This is a genomic window from Micromonospora sp. WMMD710, assembly GCF_029626045.1.
GTDB lineage: Bacteria > Actinomycetota > Actinomycetes > Mycobacteriales > Micromonosporaceae > Micromonospora.
The window spans coordinates 2871608-2896522 of record NZ_JARUBD010000001.1 but is presented as its reverse complement, the minus strand read 5'-3'; the positions used below and the strand labels follow the sequence as shown (position 1 = coordinate 2896522).

At 72.2% G+C, this 24915-nt stretch carries 24 protein-coding genes; 14 read left to right on the top strand and 10 right to left on the bottom strand.

Going from position 1 to position 24915, the window contains the following annotated elements:
* Window positions 1-6: 6 nt before the first annotated feature.
* Entirely contained in the window at window positions 7-762 is a 756-nt protein-coding gene (locus tag O7620_RS13300) for an EcsC family protein (RefSeq protein ID WP_151491899.1), read from the top strand.
* A gap of 8 nt (window positions 763-770) precedes the next feature.
* Here O7620_RS13300 and O7620_RS13295 read toward each other — a convergent pair whose 3' ends face one another.
* A complete protein-coding gene (locus tag O7620_RS13295; RefSeq protein ID WP_151491898.1) occupies window positions 771-1622 on the bottom strand; it encodes a GDSL-type esterase/lipase family protein in 852 nt (283 codons plus the stop codon).
* A 119-nt stretch (window positions 1623-1741) separates the two neighbouring features.
* Complete coding sequence (locus tag O7620_RS13290) at window positions 1742-2335, bottom strand: antibiotic biosynthesis monooxygenase (protein WP_151491897.1); 594 nt, start codon at window positions 2333-2335, stop codon at window positions 1742-1744.
* A 123-nt stretch (window positions 2336-2458) separates the two neighbouring features.
* Between O7620_RS13290 and O7620_RS13285 the strand changes: the two genes are divergently transcribed.
* The 5 genes from O7620_RS13285 to O7620_RS13265 are packed head-to-tail and all read left to right on the top strand — an operon-like array spanning window position 2459 to window position 7029.
* Entirely contained in the window at window positions 2459-2722 is a 264-nt protein-coding gene (locus O7620_RS13285; RefSeq protein WP_151491896.1) for a DUF6343 family protein, read from the top strand.
* Between the two features lie 12 nt (window positions 2723-2734).
* Window positions 2735-4150, top strand: a complete 1416-nt coding sequence (locus O7620_RS13280; RefSeq protein ID WP_278123251.1) for an NADP-dependent succinic semialdehyde dehydrogenase — start codon at window positions 2735-2737, stop codon at window positions 4148-4150.
* Between the two features lie 47 nt (window positions 4151-4197).
* Window positions 4198-5163, top strand: coding sequence for a TIGR03885 family FMN-dependent LLM class oxidoreductase (locus O7620_RS13275; RefSeq protein ID WP_278123250.1), 966 nt, complete (start codon window positions 4198-4200; stop codon window positions 5161-5163).
* A 37-nt stretch (window positions 5164-5200) separates the two neighbouring features.
* Window positions 5201-6775: a Na+/H+ antiporter gene (locus O7620_RS13270; protein WP_151491893.1), complete on the top strand. Its 1575-nt coding sequence runs from the start codon at window positions 5201-5203 to the stop codon at window positions 6773-6775.
* Complete coding sequence (locus O7620_RS13265) at window positions 6772-7029, top strand: UBP-type zinc finger domain-containing protein (protein ID WP_151491892.1); 258 nt, start codon at window positions 6772-6774, stop codon at window positions 7027-7029. Before O7620_RS13270 ends, O7620_RS13265 begins: the two co-directional genes overlap by 4 nt.
* Here O7620_RS13265 and O7620_RS13260 read toward each other — a convergent pair.
* Both O7620_RS13260 and O7620_RS13255 read right to left on the bottom strand, forming a co-directional pair.
* The gene (locus O7620_RS13260) at window positions 7005-7571 is read right to left on the bottom strand and encodes a hypothetical protein (RefSeq protein WP_278123249.1); all 567 of its coding nucleotides are present in this window, start codon (window positions 7569-7571) and stop codon (window positions 7005-7007) included. The two genes, O7620_RS13265 and O7620_RS13260, sit on opposite strands and share 25 nt — an antisense overlap.
* A gap of 178 nt (window positions 7572-7749) precedes the next feature.
* Window positions 7750-10359, bottom strand: a complete 2610-nt coding sequence (locus O7620_RS13255; protein WP_278123248.1) for a glycoside hydrolase family 9 protein — start codon at window positions 10357-10359, stop codon at window positions 7750-7752.
* Window positions 10360-10610: 251 nt separating this feature from the next.
* Between O7620_RS13255 and O7620_RS13250 the strand changes: the two genes are divergently transcribed.
* Window positions 10611-11336 carry a protein phosphatase 2C domain-containing protein gene (locus O7620_RS13250; RefSeq protein ID WP_151491890.1) on the top strand — a complete coding sequence of 242 codons (726 nt, stop codon included), beginning with the start codon at window positions 10611-10613 and terminating at the stop codon, window positions 11334-11336.
* A gap of 7 nt (window positions 11337-11343) precedes the next feature.
* Here the strand turns inward: O7620_RS13250 and hrpB are convergent, their stop codons facing one another.
* Genes hrpB through O7620_RS13235 form a run of 3 tightly spaced genes read right to left on the bottom strand, consistent with a single transcriptional unit; the run spans window position 11344 to window position 15003 of the window.
* Window positions 11344-13908 (bottom strand): ATP-dependent helicase HrpB, encoded by a 2565-nt coding sequence (gene hrpB / locus O7620_RS13245; protein ID WP_278126995.1) that lies wholly within the window; start codon window positions 13906-13908, stop codon window positions 11344-11346.
* 28 nt (window positions 13909-13936) lie between these two features.
* A complete protein-coding gene (locus O7620_RS13240) occupies window positions 13937-14137 on the bottom strand; it encodes a DUF397 domain-containing protein (protein ID WP_278123247.1) in 201 nt (66 codons plus the stop codon).
* Between the two features lie 41 nt (window positions 14138-14178).
* Window positions 14179-15003 carry a helix-turn-helix transcriptional regulator gene (locus tag O7620_RS13235; protein ID WP_278126993.1) on the bottom strand — a complete coding sequence of 275 codons (825 nt, stop codon included), beginning with the start codon at window positions 15001-15003 and terminating at the stop codon, window positions 14179-14181.
* A 187-nt stretch (window positions 15004-15190) separates the two neighbouring features.
* Between O7620_RS13235 and O7620_RS13230 the strand changes: the two genes are divergently transcribed.
* Genes O7620_RS13230 through O7620_RS13220 form a run of 3 tightly spaced genes read left to right on the top strand, consistent with a single transcriptional unit; the run spans window position 15191 to window position 17963 of the window.
* A complete protein-coding gene (locus tag O7620_RS13230; RefSeq protein ID WP_278126991.1) occupies window positions 15191-15817 on the top strand; it encodes a GPP34 family phosphoprotein in 627 nt (208 codons plus the stop codon).
* 47 nt (window positions 15818-15864) lie between these two features.
* The gene (locus O7620_RS13225) at window positions 15865-17376 is read left to right on the top strand and encodes an APC family permease (RefSeq protein ID WP_278123246.1); all 1512 of its coding nucleotides are present in this window, start codon (window positions 15865-15867) and stop codon (window positions 17374-17376) included.
* Window positions 17373-17963, top strand: coding sequence for a GNAT family N-acetyltransferase (locus O7620_RS13220; protein ID WP_278123245.1), 591 nt, complete (start codon window positions 17373-17375; stop codon window positions 17961-17963). Before O7620_RS13225 ends, O7620_RS13220 begins: the two co-directional genes overlap by 4 nt.
* Window positions 17964-18058: 95 nt before the next feature.
* Here O7620_RS13220 and O7620_RS13215 read toward each other — a convergent pair whose 3' ends face one another.
* Window positions 18059-18883 (bottom strand): SigB/SigF/SigG family RNA polymerase sigma factor, encoded by an 825-nt coding sequence (locus O7620_RS13215; RefSeq protein WP_151489765.1) that lies wholly within the window; start codon window positions 18881-18883, stop codon window positions 18059-18061.
* A gap of 379 nt (window positions 18884-19262) precedes the next feature.
* Here O7620_RS13215 and O7620_RS13210 point away from each other — a divergent pair, with 379 nt between their 5' ends.
* Complete coding sequence (locus O7620_RS13210; RefSeq protein WP_151489764.1) at window positions 19263-20018, top strand: hypothetical protein; 756 nt, start codon at window positions 19263-19265, stop codon at window positions 20016-20018.
* Here O7620_RS13210 and O7620_RS13205 read toward each other — a convergent pair.
* A complete protein-coding gene (locus tag O7620_RS13205; RefSeq protein ID WP_278123244.1) occupies window positions 19967-21556 on the bottom strand; it encodes a phospholipase D-like domain-containing protein in 1590 nt (529 codons plus the stop codon). The genes O7620_RS13210 and O7620_RS13205 overlap by 52 nt on opposite strands.
* A gap of 359 nt (window positions 21557-21915) precedes the next feature.
* On the opposite strand from O7620_RS13205, the gene O7620_RS13200 reads away from it, so the two are divergent.
* Complete coding sequence (locus O7620_RS13200) at window positions 21916-23001, top strand: trypsin-like serine protease (RefSeq protein ID WP_278123243.1); 1086 nt, start codon at window positions 21916-21918, stop codon at window positions 22999-23001.
* Window positions 23002-23259: 258 nt separating this feature from the next.
* Here the strand turns inward: O7620_RS13200 and O7620_RS13195 are convergent, their stop codons facing one another.
* Entirely contained in the window at window positions 23260-23634 is a 375-nt protein-coding gene (locus tag O7620_RS13195) for a hypothetical protein (RefSeq protein ID WP_278123242.1), read from the bottom strand.
* Between the two features lie 324 nt (window positions 23635-23958).
* Here O7620_RS13195 and O7620_RS13190 point away from each other — a divergent pair, with 324 nt between their 5' ends.
* On the top strand, window positions 23959-24720 hold the full coding sequence (locus O7620_RS13190) for a DUF5753 domain-containing protein (protein WP_278123241.1): 762 nt from the start codon (window positions 23959-23961) through the stop codon (window positions 24718-24720).
* Window positions 24717-24908, top strand: a complete 192-nt coding sequence (locus O7620_RS13185) for a DUF397 domain-containing protein (protein WP_278123240.1) — start codon at window positions 24717-24719, stop codon at window positions 24906-24908. The genes O7620_RS13190 and O7620_RS13185 overlap by 4 nt, the downstream gene beginning before the upstream one ends.
* Window positions 24909-24915 lie beyond the last annotated feature (7 nt).

The following is a 24915-nucleotide window of genomic DNA, read 5'->3' as shown; positions in this document are numbered from 1 at the left end:
GCCCCGGTGACCGACACCCCGCCCGTCGGCGGCCAACCCGCCGCGTCCACCCCCCAGCCGTCCGCCAGCCTGCCGGTCGGGCCGGCGGACGCCGTCGAAGGTCCGCCGGCCCGCCTGTGGGACCGGATGCGCGACGACCCGCAGTACGCGCCGGAGCACCTCGCCCTGGAGGCGGTGCGCCGGCTCGGCCCCGAGGCCGCGCAGTGGGTCGGGCGCGCCCGGGCCGAGCAGCCCGGCGTCTCCGCCGACGTCCTGGCCGACCAGGCGACCCGCAAGTTCGTCAACCTGGCCCGGCTGTCCGGCGCGGTCTCCGGCGCGGCCGGCCTGCCCGGCGCCGTCCTCGACGTGGGCGTGCTGGCCTGGACCCAGGCGCGGATGGTGCTGCACATCGCCGCCGCGTACGACGTCGATCCCCTGCACACCGACCGGGCCACCGACCTGCTGGTGCTCCAGCGGGTGCACAAGGTCGCCGAGAGCGCCCGGCTGGCCCTCGGCGTCGCCGCCGGCCGGGAACGCGCCGACGCGCTTTTCGGCCTGGGTGGGCACCGCCCGCTCGGCCGGGTCATGTTGCAGCTCAGCGTCCGGCTGGCCCGGATGGCCGGCGTACGGGCGGCGAAGCGGATGGTCGCCAAGATCGTGCCCGGTGCCGCGATCGTGCTGGGCACCTGGGCCAACTCGTCGGCCACCAAGGATCTCGCCGAACGGTCCCGGGCGCTGTACCGCTCGCGGGGCACCGCCCTCCCCGCCCCGCGCCGCCCCTGAGGCGGGCGTCAGTCGGCCAGGCCGGAGGAGCGCCAGGTCACCTCGGCGAGGCGGCCCTGCCCGTTGACGTTGGGGTGGAACCAGTCCAGTGGGTTCAGCATGTCGAGGGTGAACCGCACCCGGTGCACCGCGCCGCCGTCGTGCCGGCACCGTGATCCGTACGCCCGGCACGCCGCCACCAACTCGGCGTTGTAGGCGTCGATCCGGTCCCGGACGGCGACCCGACGGCTCCGGTCGGCGGGCGCGGTCGACGTCGCGTTGGCCAGCAGGGCCGGGCAGACGCCGCGCCGCCAGGCGCGTGCCGCCCGCGCGTCGCCGTGCCCGACCTCCCAGAGCCGGTACAGGTCGGGAATGCTCACCACCAGCACCCGGGCCTTCGGCCGGCCGGTGCGCAGTGCCCGCAGGCCGCGGTCGACGTCGGCCCGGAACTCGGCCACCGGCGTCATCGCGTCCACCCCGCCCCGGCAGACGTCGTTGGCGCCGATCAGCACGGTGACGTAGTCGGCGTGGTCGCGTACCGCTGCCTTCGCCTGTCCCTCCAGGGCGTCCGCGCGGGCGCCGGGACGGGCATGGTTGTACGCCCGGTCGCGGATCGCCGGGTCCTGGTCGAGCAGCCGGCGGTAGTGGCTGCGCACCCGCAGGCCGTCGCCGGTCGACCAGGAGTTGCGCTCGCAGGACGTGAGCACCAGGCAGGAGGCGAAGCCGGTGCTGATCGAGTCTCCCAGCGCCGCGATGCCGCCCGGCCCGCCGGACTGCGGCGCGCTCCTGGTCGGACGCGGTGCCGCCGAGCCGCCGCCCTCGCAGGCGAGGGCGACCAGAGCCGCGAGACAGGCCAGTGCGGCGACCCACCGTCGAGGCATGACGTCCCCCGTTCCGCAGCACAGAGCGACAGCGCGGTAACTCTATGCGTAGGACGTGGTTTGGCGGGAAGTTGCTGTCGGGTATGCGGCAGAGCGTGCCGCCGCTGCCACCCGCAGTGCTATACGCGCCGCCAGGGGGCCGTCTGGCCGTGCAGCCACCAGTGCAGCGCCCGCGTGATCCTGGGCAGCACCAGGTAGGTCATCAACGGGGTCAGGCAGAGCGTCATCAGCAGCACCCGGGCGGTCAGCGGCACGGCGTCGAGAAATTGGCTGGTCAGCAGGGTGGCGGTCAGGCTCAGCGGGAAGAACGCCAGCCAGATGGTCACCGCCTGCTTCCAGCGCGGCGGCGACGTCGGCGGGATCGGCTCGACCGGATCCACCCAGTGCTCCAGCGGCGGGTCGAACCACCCCTCGATTCCGGTACGCCGCTCGACGCGGGTGTGCTCGACGATGCCCTGCGCCGAACTGAGCCACCAGTGCCGCTGGGGCGACTCCTCCCACCGGTGCAGCGTCTCGGCGTCGGCGAAACGGTAGAGCATGTGCCACTCCGGTGAGTCCGGGGCGCTCTGCACCCATCCCGCGCCGAGGAACCCGGGAAACGCCTCGGCCAGCGCGGTGCCGGCCCGCATCCAGGCCACCATCTCGCTGGCCCGGGCCGGATCGGCACGCCGGGCGATGGCGACGGTCACCGGCACGGTCTGGGTCATGGACATGCGTCCATCCTGCGGTCTACGGCCCCGCGGGGCGAACCAATGTAACCGAGCACACCGACCGGCCGGTGCGGCGCGAGGGCGCCGCACCGGTTAACACCCCCGATCGGGGGTAGATCGGGAGGCATGACGAGATCGCAGCCCCGGCGTGCCCGCGGCACGGTCGGCCACGCGAACAGCGCGCTGAACCTCCGGCTCACCCTCGCCACCTTCGGCCTGGTGATCATGGTGATCTTCGCGGTGCTGGCGTTCTGGGCCGGCATCGCCTGGCTCGGCGTGGTCTGCGCGATCCTGGCGGTGGTCGCCGTGGTCGACCTGGTCGTGATCCAACGCCGCCGCGCCGCCCGCCGCCGCGAGGAGCCGGGCGTACGACACTCGCTGTTCGAGTGACAGGAGGACGAGATGCCCCACATCGCCACCACCAACCCCGCCACCGGTCAGGTGCTCAAGACCTACGAGGCGATGTCCAGCGAGCAACTCGACGCCGCCATCGGACGCACCGACCTGGCGTACCAGCAGCTCCGCGCGACCACCGTCGACCAGCGCGCCCGGTGGATGAACGCCGCCGCCGACCTGCTCGACGCCGAGCGCGACGAGATCGCCCGGATCATGACCACGGAGATGGGCAAGACGTACGTCGCCGCGCAGGCCGAGGTGACCAAGTGCGCCACCGCCGCCCGCTTCTACGCCGACAAGGCCCCGGAATTCCTCGCCGACGAGCCGGCCGACGCCGCCGCCGTCAAGGCGACCCGTGCGTTCATCCGCTACCAGCCGATCGGCGTGGTGCTCGCGGTGATGCCGTGGAACTTCCCGCTCTGGCAGGTGATGCGCTTCGCCGCGCCGGCGCTCATGGCCGGCAACACCGGCCTGCTCAAGCACGCCTCGAACGTGCCGCAGACCGCGCTGCTGCTGGAGGACGTGTTCCGCCGCGCCGGCTTCCCCGAGGGGGCCTTCACCACCGTGCTGGTCGGCTCGGAGGCCGTCGAGGAGATCCTCGGCGACCCCCGGGTACGCGCCGCCACGCTCACCGGCAGCGAACCCGCCGGCCGGTCGATCGCCCAGATCGCCGGGCGGGAGCTGAAGAAGACCGTCCTCGAACTCGGCGGCAGCGACCCGTTCGTGGTGATGCCGTCGGCCGACCTGGACCGGGCCGCCGAGGTGGCCACCACGGCCCGCTGCCAGAACAACGGCCAGTCCTGCATCGCCGCCAAGCGCTTCATCGTGCACACCGACGTCTTCGACGCGTTCGCCGAGAAGTTCGCCGCGAACATGGCGGCGCTGCGCGTCGGCGACCCGATGGACCCGGACACCGACGTGGGGCCGCTGGCCAGTGAGCGGGGTCGCGACGAGGTGCACGCCCAGGTCCGCGACGCGGTGGACAACGGCGCGAGGGTGCTCTGCGGCGGCGAGCCGCCCAGCGGTGACGGCTGGTTCTACCCGCCGACCGTGGTCACCGACCTCACCCCGCAGATGCGGATGTGGGCCGAGGAGGTCTTCGGGCCGGTCGCCGGCCTGTTCCGGGTGTCCTCGTACGAGGAGGCGATCGAGGTCGCCAACGGCACCAGCTTCGGGCTCGGCTCGAACGCCTGGACGCGGGACCCGGCCGAGCAGGAGCGCTTCGCCACCGACCTGGTGGCCGGCAACGTCTTCATCAACGGGATGACCACGTCCTTTCCGGAGCTGCCGTTCGGCGGTGTGAAGAACTCCGGCTACGGGCGGGAGTTGTCCGCGCTGGGCATGCGGGAGTTCTGCAACACCAAGACGGTCTGGGTGGGTGAGGGCGCGGCCTCCGCCGGTGCCGGCGCGCACGCCGAGTAGGTCGCGGCAGGCATCAGCCCGTGCCGTCGTGGGTAGGAAGTGCGCCCATGACGCAGTTCGGGTTCCACGCCTCACATGAGCAGATCGGTCCGCGCGCCCTCCTGGAGGCGGTGCGGCACGCCGAGCGGGCCGGCTTCGACGCCGCCATGTGCTCCGACCACTTCTCACCGTGGAGCGCCCGGCAGGGCGAATCCGGCTTCGCCTGGTCCTGGCTGGGTGCCGCCCTGCAGGCCACCGGCATGCCCTTCGGTGTGGTCAACGCGCCCGGCCAGCGCTACCACCCGGCGATCATCGCCCAGGCGATCGGCACCCTCGGGGCCATGTACCCGGGCCGGTTCTGGGCCGCGCTGGGCACCGGCGAGGCCAGCAACGAGCACATCACCGGCGACCCCTGGCCGCGCAAGGACGTCCGCGCCGCCCGTCTGCGCGAGTGCGTGGACGTGATCCGGGCGCTGCTCGCCGGCGAGGAGGTCAGCCACGACGGCCTCGTCCGGGTGGACCGGGCCCGGCTGTGGACCCGCCCCGAGCAGCCGCCCGCGCTCGTCGGCGCCGCCGTCAGCGTGGCCACCGCCCGCTGGTGCGCCGAGTGGGCGGACGGCCTGATCACCGTCAACGCCCCGGTGGCGCACCTGCGCGAGATGATCGACGCGTACCGGGACGCCGGTGGGCGCGGCCCCCTGCACCTGCAGGTGCACGTCTCGTGGGCACCGGAGCAGGCGCAGGCCGAGGCGATCGCGTACGACCAGTGGCGCAGCAACGTCTTCGCCCCGCCGGTCTGCTGGGACCTGGAGACCGTCGAGCACTTCGACGTGGTGTCCGCCGACGTGCCGGCCCAGCGGGTCGCCGAGGTGGTGAACGTGTCGGCCGACCTGGGGCGGCACGTCGGTTGGCTGGAGGAGTACGTGCAGCTCGGCTTCGACCAGATCGCCCTGCACCACGTCGGGCAGGAGCAGCGCGGGTTCCTCGACGCGTTCGGCGCCGAGGTGCTGCCGAAGTTGCGCCCGGGCGGCTGATCGAGGCCGGATCGGCGTACCCCTAGGCTCGTACCCCATGGAAAGCCTGTTTCCGGTCGTCGTGTTCCTGGCGATCGCCACCCTGGGCGCCGCGCTGGCCCGCCGGCTCGGCCTGCTCGCGCCGATCGTGCTGGTCGTCCTCGGCCTGGCGCTGTCCTACGTACCGGGCTTCCCGCAGGTGGAACTCGACCCCGAGTTGGTGCTCGTCGGCATCTTGCCGCCGCTGCTCTACGTCGCCGCGCTGGAAACCTCGGTGCCGGCGTTCAAGAACAACATCCGGCCGATCCTGCTGCTCGCCGTCGGTCTGGTGCTGTTCACCGCGTTCGTGGTCGGGTTCGTGCTGCACCTGCTGCTGCCGCAGCTGCCGTTCGCGATCTGCCTCGCCCTCGGCGCGGTGGTCGCCCCGCCGGACGCGGTGGCCGCCACTGCGGTCGCCCGGCGGGTCGGACTGCCCCGCCGGGTCGTCACGATCCTGGAGGGCGAGAGCCTGATCAACGACGCGACCGCGCTGGTGCTGCTGCGGGTCGCGACGCTGGCCACCATCGGCTCGGCGGTCGGCACCGCCGAGGTCGCCGTCGAGGTGCTGCGGGCCACCGGCGGCGGCATCCTGATCGGTGCGCTCGGCGCGTTGGTCTTCGGCTTCGTGCACCGGCGGATCAGCGACCCTCTGCTGGACAACGCCCTGTCGCTGATCATCCCGTTCGCGGTGGTGTTCACCGCCGAGCACGTGCACGCCTCCGGTGTGGTGGCGGTGGTCGTCACCGGTCTGGTGCTCGGCCACAAGCTGCCCCAGTTGCTGTCGGCGGCGTCCCGGTTGCAGGTCGGCGCGTTCTGGCGGCTGGTCCGGTTCCTGCTGGAGGGCCTGGTCTTCCTGCTGGTCGGGCTCCAGTTGCGGGAGGTGCTGCGCGACCTCGACGAACCGTTCGGCTCGCTCGTCCTGATCACCTTCGCGGTGCTCGCCACCGTCTTCCTGACCCGGTTCATCTGGCTCTTCCCGGCCACCTACCTGGCCCGGTTGGTGCCCCGGGTCCGTCGCCGTGACGCCCGGCCCTCACCGAAGTTCCCGATCATCATCGGCTGGGCCGGAATGCGCGGCGTGGTGACCCTGGCCGCCGCGCTCGCCCTGCCACTGACCCTGGCCGACGACAAGCCGTACCCCCGGGCGCTGTTCATCTGGCTGGCCTTCGCGGTGATCGTTTTCACGTTGGTCGGTCAGGGCGCCACGCTGCCGCTCGTCGCGCGCCGGTTGACGCTGCCGCAGGACGACCCGGTGCAGGACGCCCTGTCCGCGGCCGGCGTGCAGCAGCAGGCCAGCCGGGCAGCTCAGGAGCGTCTCGACGAGCTGGCGGACAGCGCCCCGGAGGCGGTGGTGGACCGGCTGCGCCGCGCACTGGAGGACCGCACCAACATGGCGTGGGAACGGCTCGGAGGCACCGAGCGGGAAACCCCGTCGCAGGCGTACGGTCGGCTGCGACAAGAAATGATCGACGCCGAGCGGGATGTGTTCCGGGCTGCCCGGGACTCCGGTCGGATCCCTGAGGAGGTGCTGGTGCAGGCCTATCGTGACCTGGACCTGGAGGAGTCGTTGCTGCGGCAGGAGGTCGAGAAGTGAGCTGTCAGCATCTGATCGAGGCCGGTGTCGCCGAGCCGCGCACCCCCGACGAGTGCGCGGACTGCGTCGCCATCGGCGACACCTACTGGGTGCACCTGCGTACCTGCCTGAGCTGCGGGCAGGTCGGCTGCTGCGACTCGTCGCCGAACCAGCACGCGAGCAAGCACTTCGCGTCCACCGGGCACCCGGTGATCCGCTCGGCGCAGCCGGGCGAGGACTGGCGGTGGTGCTACGTCGACGAGGAGATCGGCTGACCGCTGGCCGGGCTGCGTTCGGCGCGGTTCGCCACGGCTCGTCGGGTGAGCGCCGGCACGGCCAGGCCGGTGCCGGCGAGCAGCCCGGCCAGGGCCAGCCAACCGATCGGGCCGCCGTCGAGGACCAGCCAGGTCAGTAACGCCGGCCCCGCCGCGCGGGCCAGCCCGGTCAGCAGCGCGTCGACACCCTGGTAGGCGCCGAGGGCATCCGGGGCGGCAAGGTCGTAGGCCAGTGCCGCCCCGGCCGTGCCGTGCCACAGGTCGCCGACGGTGTAGATCACGGTTGCGCCGAGCAGCAGGACGGTCGCCAGGGCGGTGGGTGGATACGCCGGCAGTCGCATGATGAGCGCCGCCGACACCAGATAGGTGACGACGTTGCCGACCACCAGCATCCGGTACGCCCATCCGGTGTCCGCCACCAGCGCGAACCCGGCCAGCCCCGCCCCGAACGCCACGCCCACGTTGGCCACCGCGCGCAGGGTGGCGACGGCGTGCACCCGGCCCTCGGGACGCTCCGTGCCCGCCAGTTCGCCGCCCTCCACGGCCTCACCACGGCTCGCGCGGCGGCCGGAGTCCACGGGGTCGGGGCGGTGATTCGTTCACGTCATCAGCTCGAAAGCGCCCGCAGCGGTGCGCGCGGGAGGTGCGGTGCGCGGTGCGGACGCCGATCATGACGGGCTGGTGGCCGCCCGCGTGAGGGGCGGCCACCAGCCGCTGCGGTCAGCTCAGCGAGCAGGCCGCGCCGTTGACGGTGACCAGGCCCGGGTCGGGGTTGGCGCCGCCGGTGGTCGTCGCGTTGAAGCCGAACGTCACGGTGCCGCCGGGTGCGATCCGGGCGTTGTACGACTCGTTGCGCGCGGTCACCGTCGCGCCGGACTGGGTGACCTTCGCGAGCCACGCCTCGCGTACCCGCTGGTCGCCGATGAACGCGAACCGCACGCTCCAGCCGCTGACGGCCGTGGCGCCGGTGTTGCGGATGGTCAACTGGGCGGTGAACCCGGTGCCACCCTGCCAGGCGCCGTAGTTGGTGTAGTCCACCGAGCAGGTGCTGGCCGGCACCGCGCCGGCGTCACCCTGGTCGGCCAGGAACGACGAGATCCAGGCCAGCGCCGAGTTCCAGTTGATCGCCACCTCGTTCGTCGCGTACGAGTTGATGTCGTCGACGTAGCAGAACATCGGCGCGCAGCCGGCCAGCAACTGTGCCGCGAACGGGTCCTGGAGGGCGGCGTTCGCGCCACCGGCGAGCGAGCCGGCCGGCGGGCGGGGCAGGCTCGGGTCGAGCTGGTGGCCGAAGATGCGGCTGTGCTGGTTCTGCGCCGCGTGCTCGCCCCACCCGGTGACGTAGGAGATGTTCAGGGCGTTGCGACCGAGCACGTAGTCCATCGCCTGCACGGCGCCGTCGCGGTAGACGGGGTCGCGGGTCAGGTCGAACGCGGTGGCCAGCACCACGGCGTTGTTGATGATGTTGCTGTTGCCGCCCCAGAAGTAGCTGTTGGCGTCCCCGGGCATCGGCAGCCCGTACGCCTGTCGTCGCAGCTCGGCGAGGTACGCGTCGGCGGCGGAGGTGACCGAGGCGCGGACGCGGGCCAGGTCGGCGGCGGGCAGCCCGTTCGGCACGGCGGCCAGGTCGAGGCGGCCCAGTGCGGCGGTGCTCTGCCAGCCGAAGCCCCGCGGGTCGAACACGTCGCCGGTGTGGTGCGGTGAGGCCGTCAGGTCGGTCAGGTAGGTCTGCGCCCCGGTGCTGAGGTACAGCTCGGCTGCCGCCCAGTAGAACTCGTCGGTGACGTTGGTGTCGTCGTACGCGCCGCCGCCGGTGCTGTCGGCCGGGCTGGCGTACACCGCGGGGTGGGCCTTCGCCGCGGCGTAGGCGGTGCTCGCGGCGGTGCCGCAGCGGGCCGCGAACGCCGCGTCGTACGGTGCGAAGAGCCGCGCGCACTGGGCGGCGGTGGCGGCCAGGTTGAGGGTGGCCGCGGTCGACGGGGGGTGCAGCTCGCGCGGCTGCGGGTCCTCGTGGGGGGCGAGCGGCAGCCCGGTCCAGTTCCGATCGTGGATCTTGTGGTGGACCATGCCGGCGAGCGGCTTGCCGGCCGGCACCTGCATACGCAGCAGGAACTCCAGCTCCCAGCGGGCCTCGTCGAGGATGTCCGGCACGCCGTTGTCGCGTTCGGGCACCCGCAGCGTGCCGTCGGCGAGCCCGGCGCCTCCGTCGGCGGTGGCCGCCGTCCTGGTCCGCTCGAAGGTGTTCAACAGTTGGTAGGTGGCGATGCCGCCGTTGACCACGTACTTGCCGTGGTCGCCGGCGTCGTACCAGCCGCCGCGCACGTCCAACGAGTAGTCGCAGACGCCCGGCTGGCAGGGCACGCTGGTGTCGCCCTGGTTGGGTGCCACGCCGAGGTGCCCGGCGGGGCGCGCGTACTCGTCGCCGATCAGGTCCCCGTCGATGGCGATGCCGCTGCGCTGCGCGTAGAAGAACTGCAACGAGTCGGAGCGCAGCTGGTCGTAGAGGGTGCCGGAGATGTCGAACGGGTGGCTGGTCTCGCCGTCGACGGTGAGCGTCAACCCGGTGCCCGGGGTGCGGTAGCCGGAGAAGTCGACCGAGTGCACGTTCTGCCCGGAGGCGGCGTCGACACCGCGCGTGGTGGTGGTGCCGCTGGCCACGACGGCGCCGGCGCCCGTACGCAGCTGCCAGGGCAGCGGCTCGGTGGCGTCGGTGACCACGGTGGCGTTCTTCGGCCCGCCGGGCAGGTACCCGACCTGGTTGACGCGCACCCGTGGCCCGGTGTCCGGCTCGTACGGCTCGGGCGGCTCGCCGCCGCGCAGCGAGACGTCGTCGAGGCAGATCGTCTGCGTGTCGGGGGAGCCGCCGACCTGGAAGATCAGCTGGGCGCCGGGGTTGTCGTCCGGGACGGTGAAGGTCTGCTCGACGCGCTGGGCGGTGCCGGTGGCGGCGGCGTCCACGGCGGCGTACGTGGTGTACGGGGCGCTGCCCAGCTGGAGCACGGCCTTGACGGCGGTGCCGGGTGTGGCGGAGACGCTGAACCCGAGGGTGTACTCGGCGCCGGCGACCAGCGGCACCGCGTCCTGGCCGATGCCGGCGTCCCACGGGTTGGCGAGCCCGCCGGCAACGGTGGTGCAGAGCCGCCCGTCGGTGACCGCGAGTGCGCCCGTGCCGTAGGAGAACCAGGGGCTCACGCCCGCGCTGAAGTCGCCGTTGTCGATCTGTTCGGGGGCGTCCGGTGGTGGGTCGGCGTGGGCCGCGCCGGCGCCCGCGCCGGTGAGGGCCAGGGCGGTCGCCGCGGCCAGGAGGAGGCGGCGTCGGGATGTCGTCACGGGGAGTCCTTCCGGGACGGGAAGTGGGACGGTGGTGGTGACCGAATGCTGGGAGCGCTCCCAGAGATGGACCCGATATTTCCAGTGACGGTACGTCCTGTCAATTGATCTGGTTGGATGGGATGTGCCGTGCGACGAGGCCGGGAGGCCCGCGACACGGCCGAGTGCGAGACGTGAGATTCGCCGCGCCACGCACCGTCGTCCTGATCTCCTAGAGACAACTGCGCCCTCCGCCTGGCAGGCTGCCTCCCATGACCCTGAAGCTGCGTTCCGTGGGAACGAGCGACCGTGGGCTGATCCGCAGCGGAAACCAGGACGCCCTGCACGCCGGGACCTGGCTCGTCGCCGTCGCCGACGGCATGGGCGGGATGGCCGCCGGCGACCTGGCCAGCGCGCTCACCATCGACGCGGTCGCACCGTTGGACGTGGAGACACCCGAGGACGCCCTGGTGGCCGCGCTCCAGGGCGGCATCGCCCTGGCCACCACCCGGATCCGGCAGGCGGTCAACGAGGATCCCGAGCGCCAGGGCATGGGCACCACACTGACCGCCCTGCTCTTCGCCCGTACCGGCAGCTGCCTGGCCCTCGCCCACGTCGGCGACTCCCGGGCCTACCTGTTCCGCGAGGGTGTGCTCAAGCAGGTCACCCGCGACGACACCTTCGTCCAGCTGCTGGTCGACCAGGGCGTGATCACCGCGGACCAGGCCAGCAGCCATCCCCGCCGGGCGGTCGTCACCCAGGCGTTGCAGGGCGAGGACGTCTCCCCGTCGTACGCGACGATGGTGCCCCGCGCCGGCGACCGGTGGCTGCTGTGCAGCGACGGTCTCTCCAACGTGGTCCGTCCGGACACCCTCACCGAGGTGCTCACCGATTACCCGGACCGGGCCGCCTGCGCGGGTAAGCTCATCGACCTGGCGTTGCACGCGGGCGCACCGGACAACGTGACCGTGGTGGTGGCCGACGTGGTGGAGGAGTGACCGGCGCTCAGCGCCGGCGCGGCGTGACCCTGCGGGTGGGTGTCGCGGTGCCCGGGTCCTCCGGCCACGGGTGCCGCGGATAGCGTCCGCGTAGCTCCGAGCGCACCTGCGGGTAGCCGGTGCGCCAGAACGACGCCAGGTCGGCGGTGACCGCGACCGGCCGCCCGGCGGGGGAGAGCAGGTGCAGCAGCACCGGCACCCGACCGTCGGCGATGCGCGGAGCCGCCGGCCAGCCGAACGTCTCCTGGAGTTTCACCGCCAGCACCGGCGCCGCCGGATCGGTGTAGTCGACCCGGATCCGTGAGCCGCTGGGCACCTCGATCCGCTCCGGGGCCAGCTCGTCGAGGCGGGCGGCCTGCCGCCACGGCAGCAGCCGGCGCAGCGCCGAGGCCACGTCCACCCGGGCCAGGTCGGCGCGGCGTCGGGCGCTGGCCAGCTCCGGGCCGAGCCAGGTCGGTGCGGCGTCGAGCAGCGCGTCGTCGCCGACGTCCGGCCACTCGGCGCCGAGGTGCTGCCGGCTGAACGCCAGTCGCTCCCGCAGGGACCGGGCGGCCGGCGTCCAGGGCAGCAGCGTCAGCCCTTCCTGGCGCAGGCCGGTCAGCAGCGCCTCGGCCACCTCCGCGCGGTCCGGGCGGTCCAGCCGGCGCTGGAGCAGCTCGATCGCACCCAGCCGGGTCACCTCCCGGGCCACCACGTCCCCATCGGCCCAGCCGACCTCCCGGCGGGTCGACAGCAGGGGGCCGGCCGCCTCCCGGGCCGTCGCCTCGTCCACCGGGGTGGCCCGGCGGATCCGCGCCGACGGCGCGCCGGGCCTGCGGTCCGCGACGGCGACCGCCAGCCAGTCGGAACCGGCCAGCCCCGACCCGGCCGCCAGCTCCCCGGCGGTCCCGCCGGTCATCAGGTACGCCGACCCGCCCGGTCGTCGCACCCGCGCCAGCCGTTCCGGGTACGCCAGGCCGACCAGCAGCCCGGCGGCGAGATCGTCGGTGAGTTCGGCGGATCCCGCCCGTCCCGCGGTTCCCGGGCCGGCCGCCGCATCGGCTCCGCCGCGCCCCTCGGACGGGGCGTCGACGGGCAGGACGGCGCGCAGCCGGCGTACCTCGGTGCGCCAGCGGGCGGTCGCTCCCGCGTCGACGCCGGTGCGCAGGCGGCGCCACCCGGCGACCAGGTCGTCGCCCGGGCCGACCGCGCTCTCCTCGGCGAGCAGGGCCACCACTTCGGCCGCCCGGTCCGCGCCGACCCGGACCGCGCCGTCGAGCAGCGCCCGCGCCAGCCGTGGGTGCGCGCCGGCGGCGGCGATCGCCCGCCCCCGCGCGGTGATCCGACCGTCGGCGTCGACCGCGCCCAGCGTCTTCAGGGTGTCCCGGGCCACGGTCAGCGCGGCGGCCGGTGGCGCGTCGGGCAACGCGAGCCCCACGCCGTCCGGCCGGCCCCACGCGGCCAGCTCCAGCGCGAAGCCGGTCAGGTCGGCGGTGGCGATCTCCGGCTCGGCGCGGGCGGGCAGCCGCTCATGCGTCGCGGCGGACCAGCACCGGTAGACGGCACCGGCGGCCTCCCGGCCGGCCCGGCCGGCCCGCTGGGTGGCGGCGGCCCGGGAGACCGGCACGGTGACCAGCGCACCGAGCCCACGCGCCAGGTCGATGCGGGGCACCCGGGACAGCCCGGCGTCCACCACGACCCGCACGCCCGGGACGGTCAGGCTGGTCTCGGCCAACGCGGTGGCCAGCACGACCCGCCGTCGGTCCGCGGGCCGCAGGGCGGCGTCCTGCTCGCTGCCGCGCTGGCGACCGTGCAGCGGCAGCAGCGCGACGGTGTCCCGCAGATCGGCGAGCCGACCGGTGACGGCCGCGATCTCGCCGGCGCCGGGCAGGAAGACCAGCACGTCGCCGTCGTGCTCGCGCAACGCCCGCCGGACGGTGGCCGCCACGTGGTCGAGCAGAGCCCGGTCGACCGGTCCCGCTCCGGGCGGTGCGACCGGCCGCGGTGGTGGCGCCCAGATCCGCCGCACCGGGTGCAGCGCCGACTCGGCCCGGACGACCGGGGCCGGGGTGTCGCCGCCGAGCAGCGCGGCGAACCGGTCGGTGTCCGGGGTGGCGGACATCGCCAGCAACCACAGGTCGGGCCGGAGGGTGGCCCGCGCCTCCACTGTGAACGCCAGGGCCAGATCGGCGTCGAGGTGCCGTTCGTGGCACTCGTCGAGCAGCACGGCACCCGTGCCGGGCAGCTCCGGGTCGCGGTGCAGCCGACGGACCAGCAGGCCGGTGGTCACCACCTCGACGCGGGTGGACGGGCCGACCCGTCGTTCGCCGCGGACCGCGTAGCCGACGCGTTCGCCGACCCGTTCGCCGAGCAGTTCGGCCATCCGACGGGCGGCGGCGCGTGCCGCCACCCGACGGGGTTGCGCGATCACCACCCGGCCGGTCACCCGGTCGGCCACGGCCAGCGGCGCCAGGGTGGTCTTGCCGGTGCCGGGCGGGGCCACCAGCACCCCGGCGCCGGCCGCGTCGAGCGCCGCGACAAGCGCCGGCAGCACCGGACGGACCGGCAGGTCCAGGGTTACGTCGGAGAGCACGGCCCAGTCTCGCACCGGCCCGGACGCCTCACCGGCGGCGGACGTCACTCACGCCGTGCACGAAGCTCCGCCAGGACGACGCCGCGAAGGCGAGCACCGGGCCGGAGCGGTCCTTGCTGTCCCGGACGGCGACCTGACCGTCGACTGTCGCGACCTCCACGCAGTTGCCGTTGCCACTGCTGCGCGTGCTGGTGCGCCAGTCCGCCCCGGTCCGGTCGTGCGCCGTCATCCGCGGAACCTCTCGTCTGCGTCGGCGTGCCGCAGACGCGGTCACGCAAAGTTACGAGAAGCCTGCTCCAGACGGGTCATCGACGCCGCCGGATCGAGCGCCATCCGGCACAGCTCCTCGTGCAGAAGGCTATACCCGAGCACCTGGTCGGCATCCTCCAGAGCCAATCCCATCGTGAGGTTATCCAGGTAAACCACGGAGGCGTCGGCGGCGTCGGCGAAGTTGAGGATCACGTACGGGGTGCTCATCGCGGGGTGCCCGCCGGCCGCGAACGGAAGTACCTGGATTGTCACGTTGGGTAGTTGAGCGACCCGGCTCATGTGGTCCACCTGTTCGGCCATCACGGCGATGCCGCCGACCGGGCGCAGCAGCACCGCCTCGTTGAGCACGACCGACAGGTGGACGGGGTCGTCGCGGCGCAGCACCTCCTGCCGGTGCAGCCGGGCGGCTACCTTGCGCTCCAGGCCGTCCTCGCCCGCGGTGCGTCGGTAGATCTCCCGCGCGTACGCCTCGGTCTGTAGGAGCCCGGGCACCGACTCGGCCTCGTACGTGCGCAGCGCCGCCGCCTCGGCCTCGAGTCCCACGTAGAACTCGAACCACTCGGGCAGCACGTCGCTGTAGTTCTGCCACCAGCCGCGCTGCTGGGCGCCCCGGGCGATCTCGATCAACGCCTCGGCGTCGGCCCCGGTCACCTCGTACAGGGCGAGCGCCGCGCGGACGTCCCGGGGTTTGATGCCGATCTGCGCGGTCTCGATCCGGGAGAGGTTGCTCTTGGACATGTCGAGCTGGCGGGCGGCCACATCGAGGGTCATGCCCGCCCGTTCCCGGAGCTGGCGGAGCTCTCTGGCGATGCGGCGACGGCGCACGGTCGGGCTGGCGGTGGGTCGGATGGCGGGGGTGGCGGTCACCGTCCGAGTCTGGCATGAGGAGATTCGCAGGTCGCGCCTGCACGGAGTGCAACTTTCAAATCTGGGAGTTGCATTGCAGTAGCTGTCGGTGCATCCTTTCCCGGTTGTTGCGATCACTGTGGACACACCCGTACGGGAGGACCGTTTGCTCATCGCCGACGAGTTCTTCCTGATCGCTCACAACGACAGCCGCGGCAAGGCCAAACTGCACCCGGCGGCGACCGGGCTCGGGCTGGCCGGCGGCCTCCTGGGCGAGCTGATCCTGTATGGACACATCACCGTTCTGGGCGGACAGGTGACCGTCATCGACCGGCGTCCCCCGGCCGACGCGCTGGCGCACACCGTCCTCGATCAGTTGATCGGGGAGTCCCAGCACCAGGCGGTCAACACCTGGCTCAGCTTCCTGGCGCAGAGCGCGACGACCTCGGTGGGGGAGCGGCTGGCCCGCGCCGGGGTGCTCCGCCGCCAGGAGAGCCGCCGACTGCTGCGTACCTCGGTCACCTACCTGCCGATCGACCTCAACGCGGTGGCCTGGCCGGCCACCCGGCTGCGGGCGTTGCTGGACCGGCCCGACCCGCCGAGCGTGCCGGACGCGCTGCTGCTCGGCCTGGTCGTGGCCGCCGGGCTGACCCGCGAGGTCCTGTGGAGCGCCGGCCCCCGCGCCCACCACCGGTTGAACGTCCTCATCCCCGCGCTGCCGGCCCCCCTGAAGGAACTCGTCGGGCACACCGAGGCCGCCGTCGGCGCCGCCGTGCTGCGCGGCATCCCCTGAACCACCCGGTAACCCCCTACACCCCCCTCGACAACCGGAGTAGTCGAATGCCCCCGACATCGACAGTCGACCGACCCAGCAACGTCTCCGAAGCCCTCGCCCGGGGTCGCCTGGGCATCCCCTCGGTCATCTTCTTCGTGCTCTCCGCCGCCGCGCCGCTGACCGTGGTCGCCGGTGTGGTCACCACCGGCTACGGCGTCATCGGGGTGACCGGCATCCCGCTGGCCTTCCTGGTCGTCGCCGCGGTGCTCGCCCTGTTCTCGGTCGGCTACGTGGCCATGTCGCGCCAGGTCGAGAACGCCGGCGCCTTCTACGCATACATCTCCCGGGGCCTCGGCCGACCGGCCGGTGTGGGCGCGGCCTGGGTGGCGCTCGTCGCGTACAACGCGTTGCAGGTCGGGCTCTACGGCACCATCGGCGTCGCCGCCGAGCCGGTGCTCGACCGGCTCTTCGGCGGCCACCCGCACTGGTCCATCGTCGCCCTGGTGGCGTGGGCGCTGGTCGGCCTGCTCGGCCTGCTCCGGGTGGACGTCAACGGCCTCGTGCTGGCCGCGCTGCTGGTCGCCGAGATCGTGGTGATCCTCGTCTTCGACCTCGGTCAGCTCGGCAACCCGGCCGACGGTCAGGTCAGCTTCGCCACGTTCGCACCGGACAACCTCTTCGTGCCGGGCGTGGGCGCGGTCCTGGTGCTGGCGATCCTCGGGTTCGTGGGCTTCGAGTCCGCGGTGGTCTTCAGCGAGGAGAGCAAGGACCCGAAGCGGACCGTGCCGCTGGCCACCTACCTGTCGGTGGCGATCATCGCCGCGCTGTACGCGCTGTCGTCCTGGACGATGACGGTCGCCGTCGGGCCGGACCGGATCGTCGCCGAGGCGGGCGAGCAGAGCGTCGGGCTGATCTTCAACCTGGCCGCCGCGCACCTCGGCGACACTGCCGTCTCCATCGGCCAGGTGCTCTTCCTGACCTCGGTGCTGGCCGCGATGATCTCGTTCCACAACACGACGGCGCGCTACACGTTCGCCCTGGGCCGCGAGCGGGTGCTGCCGGCGGTGTTCGGGCAGACCTCGCCACGCTCCGGCGCGCCGCGGGCCGCCTCGCTGGCGCAGAGCGTGCTCGGTCTGCTGGTCATCCTGCTGTACGCGGTCAACGGCTGGGATCCGGTGGTCCAGCTGTTCTTCTGGGGTGGCACCACCGGCGGGTTCGGCGTGCTGCTGCTGATCGCCACCACCTCGGTCGCGGTGATCGCCTACTTCGCCCGCTCCGGCGGCGGGGAGAACCTCTGGCGGCGGGCCATCGCACCCGGCCTGGCCACCATCGCCCTCGTCGTGATCATCTGGCTGGCCGTGTCGAACTTCGCCAACCTGCTCGGCGTGGCGCCGGACTCCACCCTGCGCTGGGCGCTGCCCGCCGTGTACCCGGTGGCGGCCGCGCTGGGCGTGATCTGGGGACTGGTGCTGCGCAACAGCCGGCCGGACACGTACGCCCGGATCGGGCTCGGCGCGGCGAGCGCCGCCGCCGCCGTCCGGGCGGAGGCGCCGGCCAGCGTGGAGGCGACGCGATGAGCGTGCGGATCGACCGGCTCGGGCCGGAGGACACCGCCCTGGTGGCCGGCCGCATCGCCGAGGCGTTCACCGAGTTGAGGGTGACGTACTGGTTGGTGCCGGACGCGAGCAAGCGGGAGGCCGTCCTGGCCGGGGACTTCGAGATCCTGGTCAAGCACGCGATGCGGCACGGCATGGTGTACGCCACCGCGGACCGGGCCTCGGTGGCGGTCTGGTTCCCGTCGGTCGGCGAGCAGCCTCCGCCGCCGGCGGACTACGACGCCCGGCTCGCCGCCGCGTGTGGCGAGTGGACCGACCGGTTCCGCCATCTCGACGAGTTGTTCGCGGCGAACCACCCGCATTCCGATCACCACCACCTGGCGTTCCTGGCGACCCAGCCGGAGCGTCAGGGGCAGGGACTGGGCACCGCGCTGCTGGAGCACCACAACGCGTGGCTGGACGCCAACGGGATGCCGGCGTACCTGGAGGCGAGCAGTCCGCGCAGCCGGGACCTGTACGCGAAGCACGGTTACCGCGCCGGGGAGCCGTTCCGGGTGCCCGACGGCACGCCGTTCTGGCCGATGTGGCGCGAGCCGGCGGCTGGCTGACGAGACCGGAACTGTCACGTTCGCGTGACGGACGGTCACATCTCATATGAAGCGGGGCCGGGTCCACGGACCCGGCCCCGCTGTCGTGAGACGACCTAGTACGTGCCGTCGAGCTGGCCGCGCAGCTTGGTCAGCGCCCGGGCGAGCAGCCGGGAGACGTGCATCTGCGAGACGCCGATCTGGTCGGCGATCTGCGACTGGGTCAGGTTGCCGTAGAACCGCAGGGTGAGGATCTTCTGCTCGCGCTCGTCGAGGGTGGCCAGCGCGGGGCCGAGGGCGACCCGCAGCTCGGCCAGCTCGAACTCGTTGTCCTCGCCGCCGAGCATGTCGCCCAGCTCGGTGGCCCGGTCACCGTCGCCGGTCGGGGTGGACAGCGACACCGCGTTGTACGCGCGGGCACCCTCCAGGCCCTCCAGGACCTCTTCCTCGGTGAGCTTGAGGTGGGCGGCGATGTCGGCGACCGTCGGCGAGCGGCCGAGAGTCTGCAGGAGCGAGCTGTTGGCGTCCGAGATGGCCAGCCGCAGCTCCTGGAGGCGACGCGGCACCCGGATGTCCCAGGTGCGGTCGCGGAAGTGCCGCTTGAGCTCGCCGATGATGGTGGGGATCGCGTAACCGGCGAAGTCGACGCCACGCGTGGGGTCGAACTTGTCGATGGCCTTGATCAGGCCGACGGCGGCGGTCTGGGCCAGGTCGTCGGTCGGCTCGCCCCGCCCGCTGTAGCGGTGGGCGAGGTGGTTCGCCAGCGGCAGCCAGGCCTCGATCGCCCGATCACGCAGCGCGGCGCGCGACGGGTGGTTGGCCGGCAGCGCCGCCATGGCGTTGAGCAGGTCGGCAGCGCTGTCGGTGAGCGCGCGCGGGTCCAGCTTCGTGGTGGTCTTGGCCGTGGTGTCCGGCTGCTCGGTGATCGTTGGCGCGGTCATGGTGGTCCTCCCTGCACCTCGTCCGCGGACAAAAGACGTGACGCTTTTTGGTTTAGCTTCGTATGGGCCGTTCGGGACTCACCTTAGCCTGATCGTCTTGAGGAAATCTAGCCGAAAGGCTGATGCACTTAAGGTATTTCAAGTCATGAAACACCTAAATCGGGCGGGAGTTGTACCGGGTGTGAGGCGTCTTACCTGTCTTCCGGCCCATGCCCCGCGATCCGGTCGCCCCATCCGACCCCGGGCCGGACGGTCGACCGGGGCCGCCGAGCGGTCAACATGAAATCCGACATCAGGGCAGCAGTGTCGACTATCCGTCGTTGTCCCGCCGGTGGGACCGGCCGTAGCGTCGCTTGTACGTACCCGGTTCGGAGGCACCGTGCTCGATCCAGCCGCTCCCCAGCTCGTCGTGAACAGTCGCACGCTCTACTTCAGCTGGTTGCCGGCCGACCCGGATGCGGTGGCCGCCCTCGTCCCGGTCGGGCTCTGCCCCCGCCCGGACCGCCAGGTGTTCCTCAACCAGTACGTCGTCGACGACGAGACGCAGACCTCCGGCTTCGGCGCGTACTCACTGACCTACCTCGGCGTGTCACTGACCGGCGTGGACGCGCCCGGAGGGCTCAACCCGGGTGGCTGGTGGACCCACTACGTGACCTCCAGCCGGCGCGTACGCGAGTACGCCGCCGCGCGTGGCGCCCCGGCGCTCACCGGACGCACCCGCATCGAGGTCGACGGCGAAAACCTGCTCTCGGAGACCGAGATCGACGGGGTGCCGCTGGTGCGGGCCCGATGTCGGGTGGGCGAGACCGGGCACGTGATCAGCAGCGGGCACCACCGCTACTTCACCCGCCGCGACGATCAACTCCTCAGCTCGGTCTACCCGTTCGTGGCGGAGCCGGTCGCGCCGTTCGAGATCGAGTCGGTGGAGTTCCTCCAGCCTCGGCACCCGCTGTACGCGCTGCGGCCGGCCAACCCGCTGACCATCGGCTTCGGCTACTTCTCCCCACGCTCCTCGTTCGCCTACCCCGGTGGGCTGGCCGTGCATCCGGGTTCGTCCAGCATGCCGGAGCCGGCCCGATCGGTTCACCAGGTGCCCGACAGCCTCGCCCGCAGCGGCCTGCCGTCCGGGTCGTAGACCAGCCGGTACACCGGCGACGCCCAGGCACGGGTGTACCACGGCAGCCGCTCGGGGTGGTGCGGGCGCAGCCGACCGGGCGGGCGTTTCCCGACCTGGCCGTCGTCGTACCACTGTTGCAGGGCGTCGGCGGCGGCCGTGACCGCCGCGACGGCGTCGGCCGGGTCGAGCAGGTCGGCGTCGTCGCCACCGTCCGGGTCGCGGTCCAGGTGCTCACGCCACAGCCGCAGCCGCAGGTCCCGGGCGTAGACCCGCGCCCCGTCGCCGCGCCCGGCGGGGTCGACGGGCTCCCGCTCGTCGCGGGTCTCGTCCAGGACGGCGCAGGACAGCTCGCTGTCGTGGGTCCAGGACCGGCGGTTGAAGTTGTCGCTGCCCACGCTGGCCCAGACGTCGTCGACCACGCAGACCTTCGCGTGCACATAGACCGGGTCACCCGCGTGGTTCTCCACGTCGAACACGTGCACCCGGTCCGGTGCGGCCCGTTCGCACAACGACAGCGCCTGCTCGCGGCCGACCATGTTCGGCGGCAGAGCGAGCCGGCCGTCCACGTCCGGATGCCGGGGTACGACGGCAACCAGGTGCAGCTCGGGGTTGTCCCGCAGTGCCCGCGCGAACAGGTCCGCCACCTCGGTCGACCAGAGGTACTGGTCCTCCAGGTAGATGAGCCGGCGCGCCCGGTGCACCGCCTTGGTGTAACCGCGGGCGACGGTCCGCTCGCCGTCGGGTGCGAAAGAGTAGCGGGGCCGGACGGCCGGGTAGGTGCGCAGCACCTGGATCTGGTGCGGCCCGCAGGCCGGCGGGTCGGCGGGCTGCTCGGGCAGCGGATCGGGGCGCAGGTCCGCGCCGCGCAGCCGGTCCCGCAGGTAGGCCATCGGGTTTTCCGAGTCCAGTGGCATCGGGTCGGTCCAGCGCTCCCGGAACAGGGTGTCCAGCGCGCCGACCACCGGGCCGCGCACCGCGAGCTGCACGTCGTGCCACGGCGGGTGAGGGCCGTAGCGGGGTGACATCTGCACCGGCTGCGGGTCCCCGTGGTGTGCGGCGTCGTCGCGGCGGCTGTGGCACAGGTCGATCCCACCGGCGAACGCGATGTCCCGCTCCGGTGCGTCCGGGTGGCGCAGCACGACGAGCTTCTGGTGGTGCGAGCCGCCGCGGCGGACCCGCTGGTCGAGCAGCACCTCGCCACCGGCGGCGGAGATCGTCTCGCTGAGGTCGCGGTTCTCCGCCTCGCTGTAGGCCAACACGTCGAGGTGTGAGCGCCAGATCAGCCCCTTGACCACCACGCCGCGCTGCGCGGCCTGGGCGAAGAGCTGGGCGACGGTCGGGCCGTCCGGGCGCAACCGCTGATCGGGGTCACCCCGCCAGTCGGTGAAGAAGAGGTGATCACCGGCGCTGAGCGCCTGCACCTCGTCGACCAGGCGGTCGAAGTACGCCGCGCCGTGAATCAACGGCTCGGCGAGGTTTCCGCTGGTCCAGACGGGTAACCCAGAGACCGGGTTGGCCCGTTCCTGTGCGGTGAGGAACCAGTCCTGCAACGGCAACGTCCAGCCCCCCGGAGGTCGACAACGTCCTCACGGTAGGACCCCCGACGCGGGTCCGCACGCCAGCCCGGCAGACCGGTGACCTGGCCAACGCCATCGACGGCGACGTGACACCAACGAGGAGGCCGCACTATGCCCCGCGAAACGACGAACCCCGTGACCGAGTACCGCGAGCCGGCGGTGGAGAGCGAACGGGGTGCGCTGGTAGCGGTGTTGGTGATGGTGATTTTGGGGGTGGCTGGGATCTTTGCGGTCTCCTGAGGCGACGGAGCTGCCATCCAGCTATTCGGACATTCACGCTGGAACATCAACAGAGCATTCTGACAGGTTCCTAACACTCGATCGCTAGGTTGTCGCGTATGACGACAACGAAACGCCGCTGGTGGGGCGAGAGTCGACGTGCCTCGATCATGCTGACGTCGGCGATGCTTGTTCTCGGAACCGCGATATCCCTACCGGGCGCGGCCGCCGCTGCGACGGTTTCTCCAGCGGTCGGCAAGGCACCAAATGTGGCGACCCATGAGCAGGCGGTCAGCGTCGGCGAGCGGCAGGCGGTCCTCGACTACTGGACAGCGGAGCGGATCGCGGCGCTGAACGAGCCCTTGTCCGGCAACGCCCCGACGAGTGGCCCGGACGGTGCTCCCTGGACCCGGTCCAACGCCCTGGCACCGACAGTGGGCCGGCTCTTCTTCACCAACCAAGGAGACGACTCCAGTTGCACGGCGACGGTAGTCGGCAGTGCCAATCTGAGCACCGTGGTGACGGCCGGGCACTGTGTGTTCAGCACCGATCTGCTCGGCGAGGATGGCCAATGGGCGACGAATGTGATGTTCGTACCTGGCTACACTGACGGTCGGGCACCCTACGGCAAGTTCGTCGGACGCATGGGCGTCGCCGACTCGACCTGGTTGCAGAATAATGCTCAAGATACGAAATTCGACTCGTATGACCAGGCATTTGTGGTCCTCAACAAGAATGAACGAGGCCGGACGGTCCAGGAGGTAGTCGGGGCGGCGCAGAATGTCGGCTTCGACCTGCCTGGCGCGCAGCTTGTCTTCCAGTTCGGATACCCACGCGGCTCGTCAGACCAGGCCAGGGCTGGCCTTCCGGAGTACACCGGGCGACAGCTCGCCTACTGTACGGGTCAGGCCCGGGAGGCTCGTGGCTCTGCCGACTGGCCCACTCCCAAGGGCCAGTGGGGCGCTGCCTGCGTCATGGGCGGTGGCTCCAGCGGCGGCCCGCGTATCGCCGCGTTCGACCCCCTGTCCGGCCTGGGAACCGTGGTGGGCGTCAACACCTGGGCCGAATACATGGATGGTGTGACGCGCCGGGTGTGTGAGCACGATGACGAGAATTGTGCCCGTCACCTCGTCGGCCCTCAGTTCACCTCGGCGATCACCAAGCCACTCTATGACCGCGCCCAGCGAGCCCGGGTAGGCGCCTGAATCTCGCGTGGGACCAGGGGCTGACCCGGGTAGGGTCGACCGGCGAGGCGGCGCTGATCGTGAGTCGCCCGGCGGTCGGCCCGCGGGAGTCCGTGGATCTCGTCCACCGGCCGGGACCGTCGTGGCTGGCCGCGCCGTGCGGCAGGTACGTGCCCGGCACCCTGAGTGGCTGTGGACGCCGGAGGCTTCGTTCCCCGCGCTGGTTGCCCCCTCTGCGCCCGGCTCCGCCGGCCGGAAGGGGTGGCGGCCAGCGGAAATCTAGGTATCGCGATGCGGGGTCGCGGGCTCGACGATCGGCCTGCGGAACGGCCCCCAGCCCACGAACCGGTCGTACAGCGCTCGCGGGCTCGGACCGTCGTGGGGGTTCAGGTGGTACAGGTCGCGCATCGCCTCGTACAGGAGCCCCGCCAGGTAGATCGACAGGCTCGGCATCTTGCTCTCGTACTCGGCCTTGAGCATGAGGCGCGCGGTCGGGCACGGCCACGGCCGGCCGTCGGCGCGGCACGTCCAGTGCGGCCGTAGGGGCGTGTGCGGCGGGGCCTGGCCGTGCCGGCGCGGTCGGTCCGCGACCGGCCCGTGGTCGGGTACGGCGACCTGCGCGGAGATCACGCCCGACCCCCGATCGTCCGACACTCCTCTGACTGGATCAGGTGACCTGCCCGGCCGACCTTCACCCGCAACGCCTCGGTGGGAGCTGTCGCCCAAGCGGGACGATGCGGGACGGGTTCGCTGTGCCAGAACGTGAAGCGCACGGTGCCTCCTTGGCGCTGTCGTGGGAAGGGGCCGCCCCCGCGAGTGCTCGCCCGTCAGGGGCGGCCCCGGTACGAACGCGCCCGCCGGGTTCGGGTCCCTACCGGCCGCGCCGTCTGACCTAACCCTGCCGAGAGTATTGGGACTTATACACAGCGTTGGTTAAGGTGTTGTGGGCGTACCGGACGTCCACATGGGAGGTGTGCGGTGAACCACGGACTCATCGCGGCCATGGCCGAGGCGGGCGAGACAGCGGAATCTCTCGCTGCTCAGGTAGGTGTCGACCCAAAGACGGCGCAGCGGTGGGTCAACCCGGGACGCGTGCCGCGTCCGCGCCACCGCTCCCAGATAGCAACGCTTCTCGTCCGGGACGTAGGGGACCTTTGGCCGGACGTACTCAAGCGTCGTGAACCGTCGTGGTTCCGTCAATGGGCCGAGATCGAACACGAGGCCACCGTCATTCGATGGTTCGAGCTGGCATGGGTCCCCGGTCTACTACAGACGGAGGCTTACGCCAGGGCCACGCTTGAGATCGAATCCTTCAGCCCTGACGAGGTCGACGACCTGACGGCGGCACGTATGCAGCGACAGGCCATCCTCCGCCGGTCGCGGCCCCCACTCGTGGTGGTGCTGATGGACGAGGCCGCTCTACGTCGGCGGGTCGGACTCAACGGTGTCGTCATGCGCGAGCAGTGTGAGCACATCGCCGTGTGCGCCGAGCTGGTGCAGGTCCATGTGATTCCGCGTGACAACCCGATGTACCTCGGAATGGGCGGCCCGTTCATCCTCGCCGACGTGCCCGACGGCACGCGAGTGGGGCACCAAGATGGCCAGGTCAAGGCGCACATCACAGACGACGCGGCGGAAATTGCTACCCTCGAACGGCGGTGGGCGCGCATAGTTGGCGATGCTCTACCCAGGACGCAGTCTCTCGACCTCATCAGGGAAGCGGCATCATCATGGACATGATCGGCGCGCAGTGGCGCAAGAGCACGAAGAGCGGCAGCAACGGCGGCGCGTGCGTCGAGGTCGCCGACAACCTTGCCGGTGTCGTCCTTGTCCGCGACACGAAGGACCGCGACGGCGGGACGCTCGTCTTCGGGCCGGCGCAGTGGCAGGGCTTCGTCGACATGGTGAAGGCCCACCAAGCGGCCTGACCAGTAC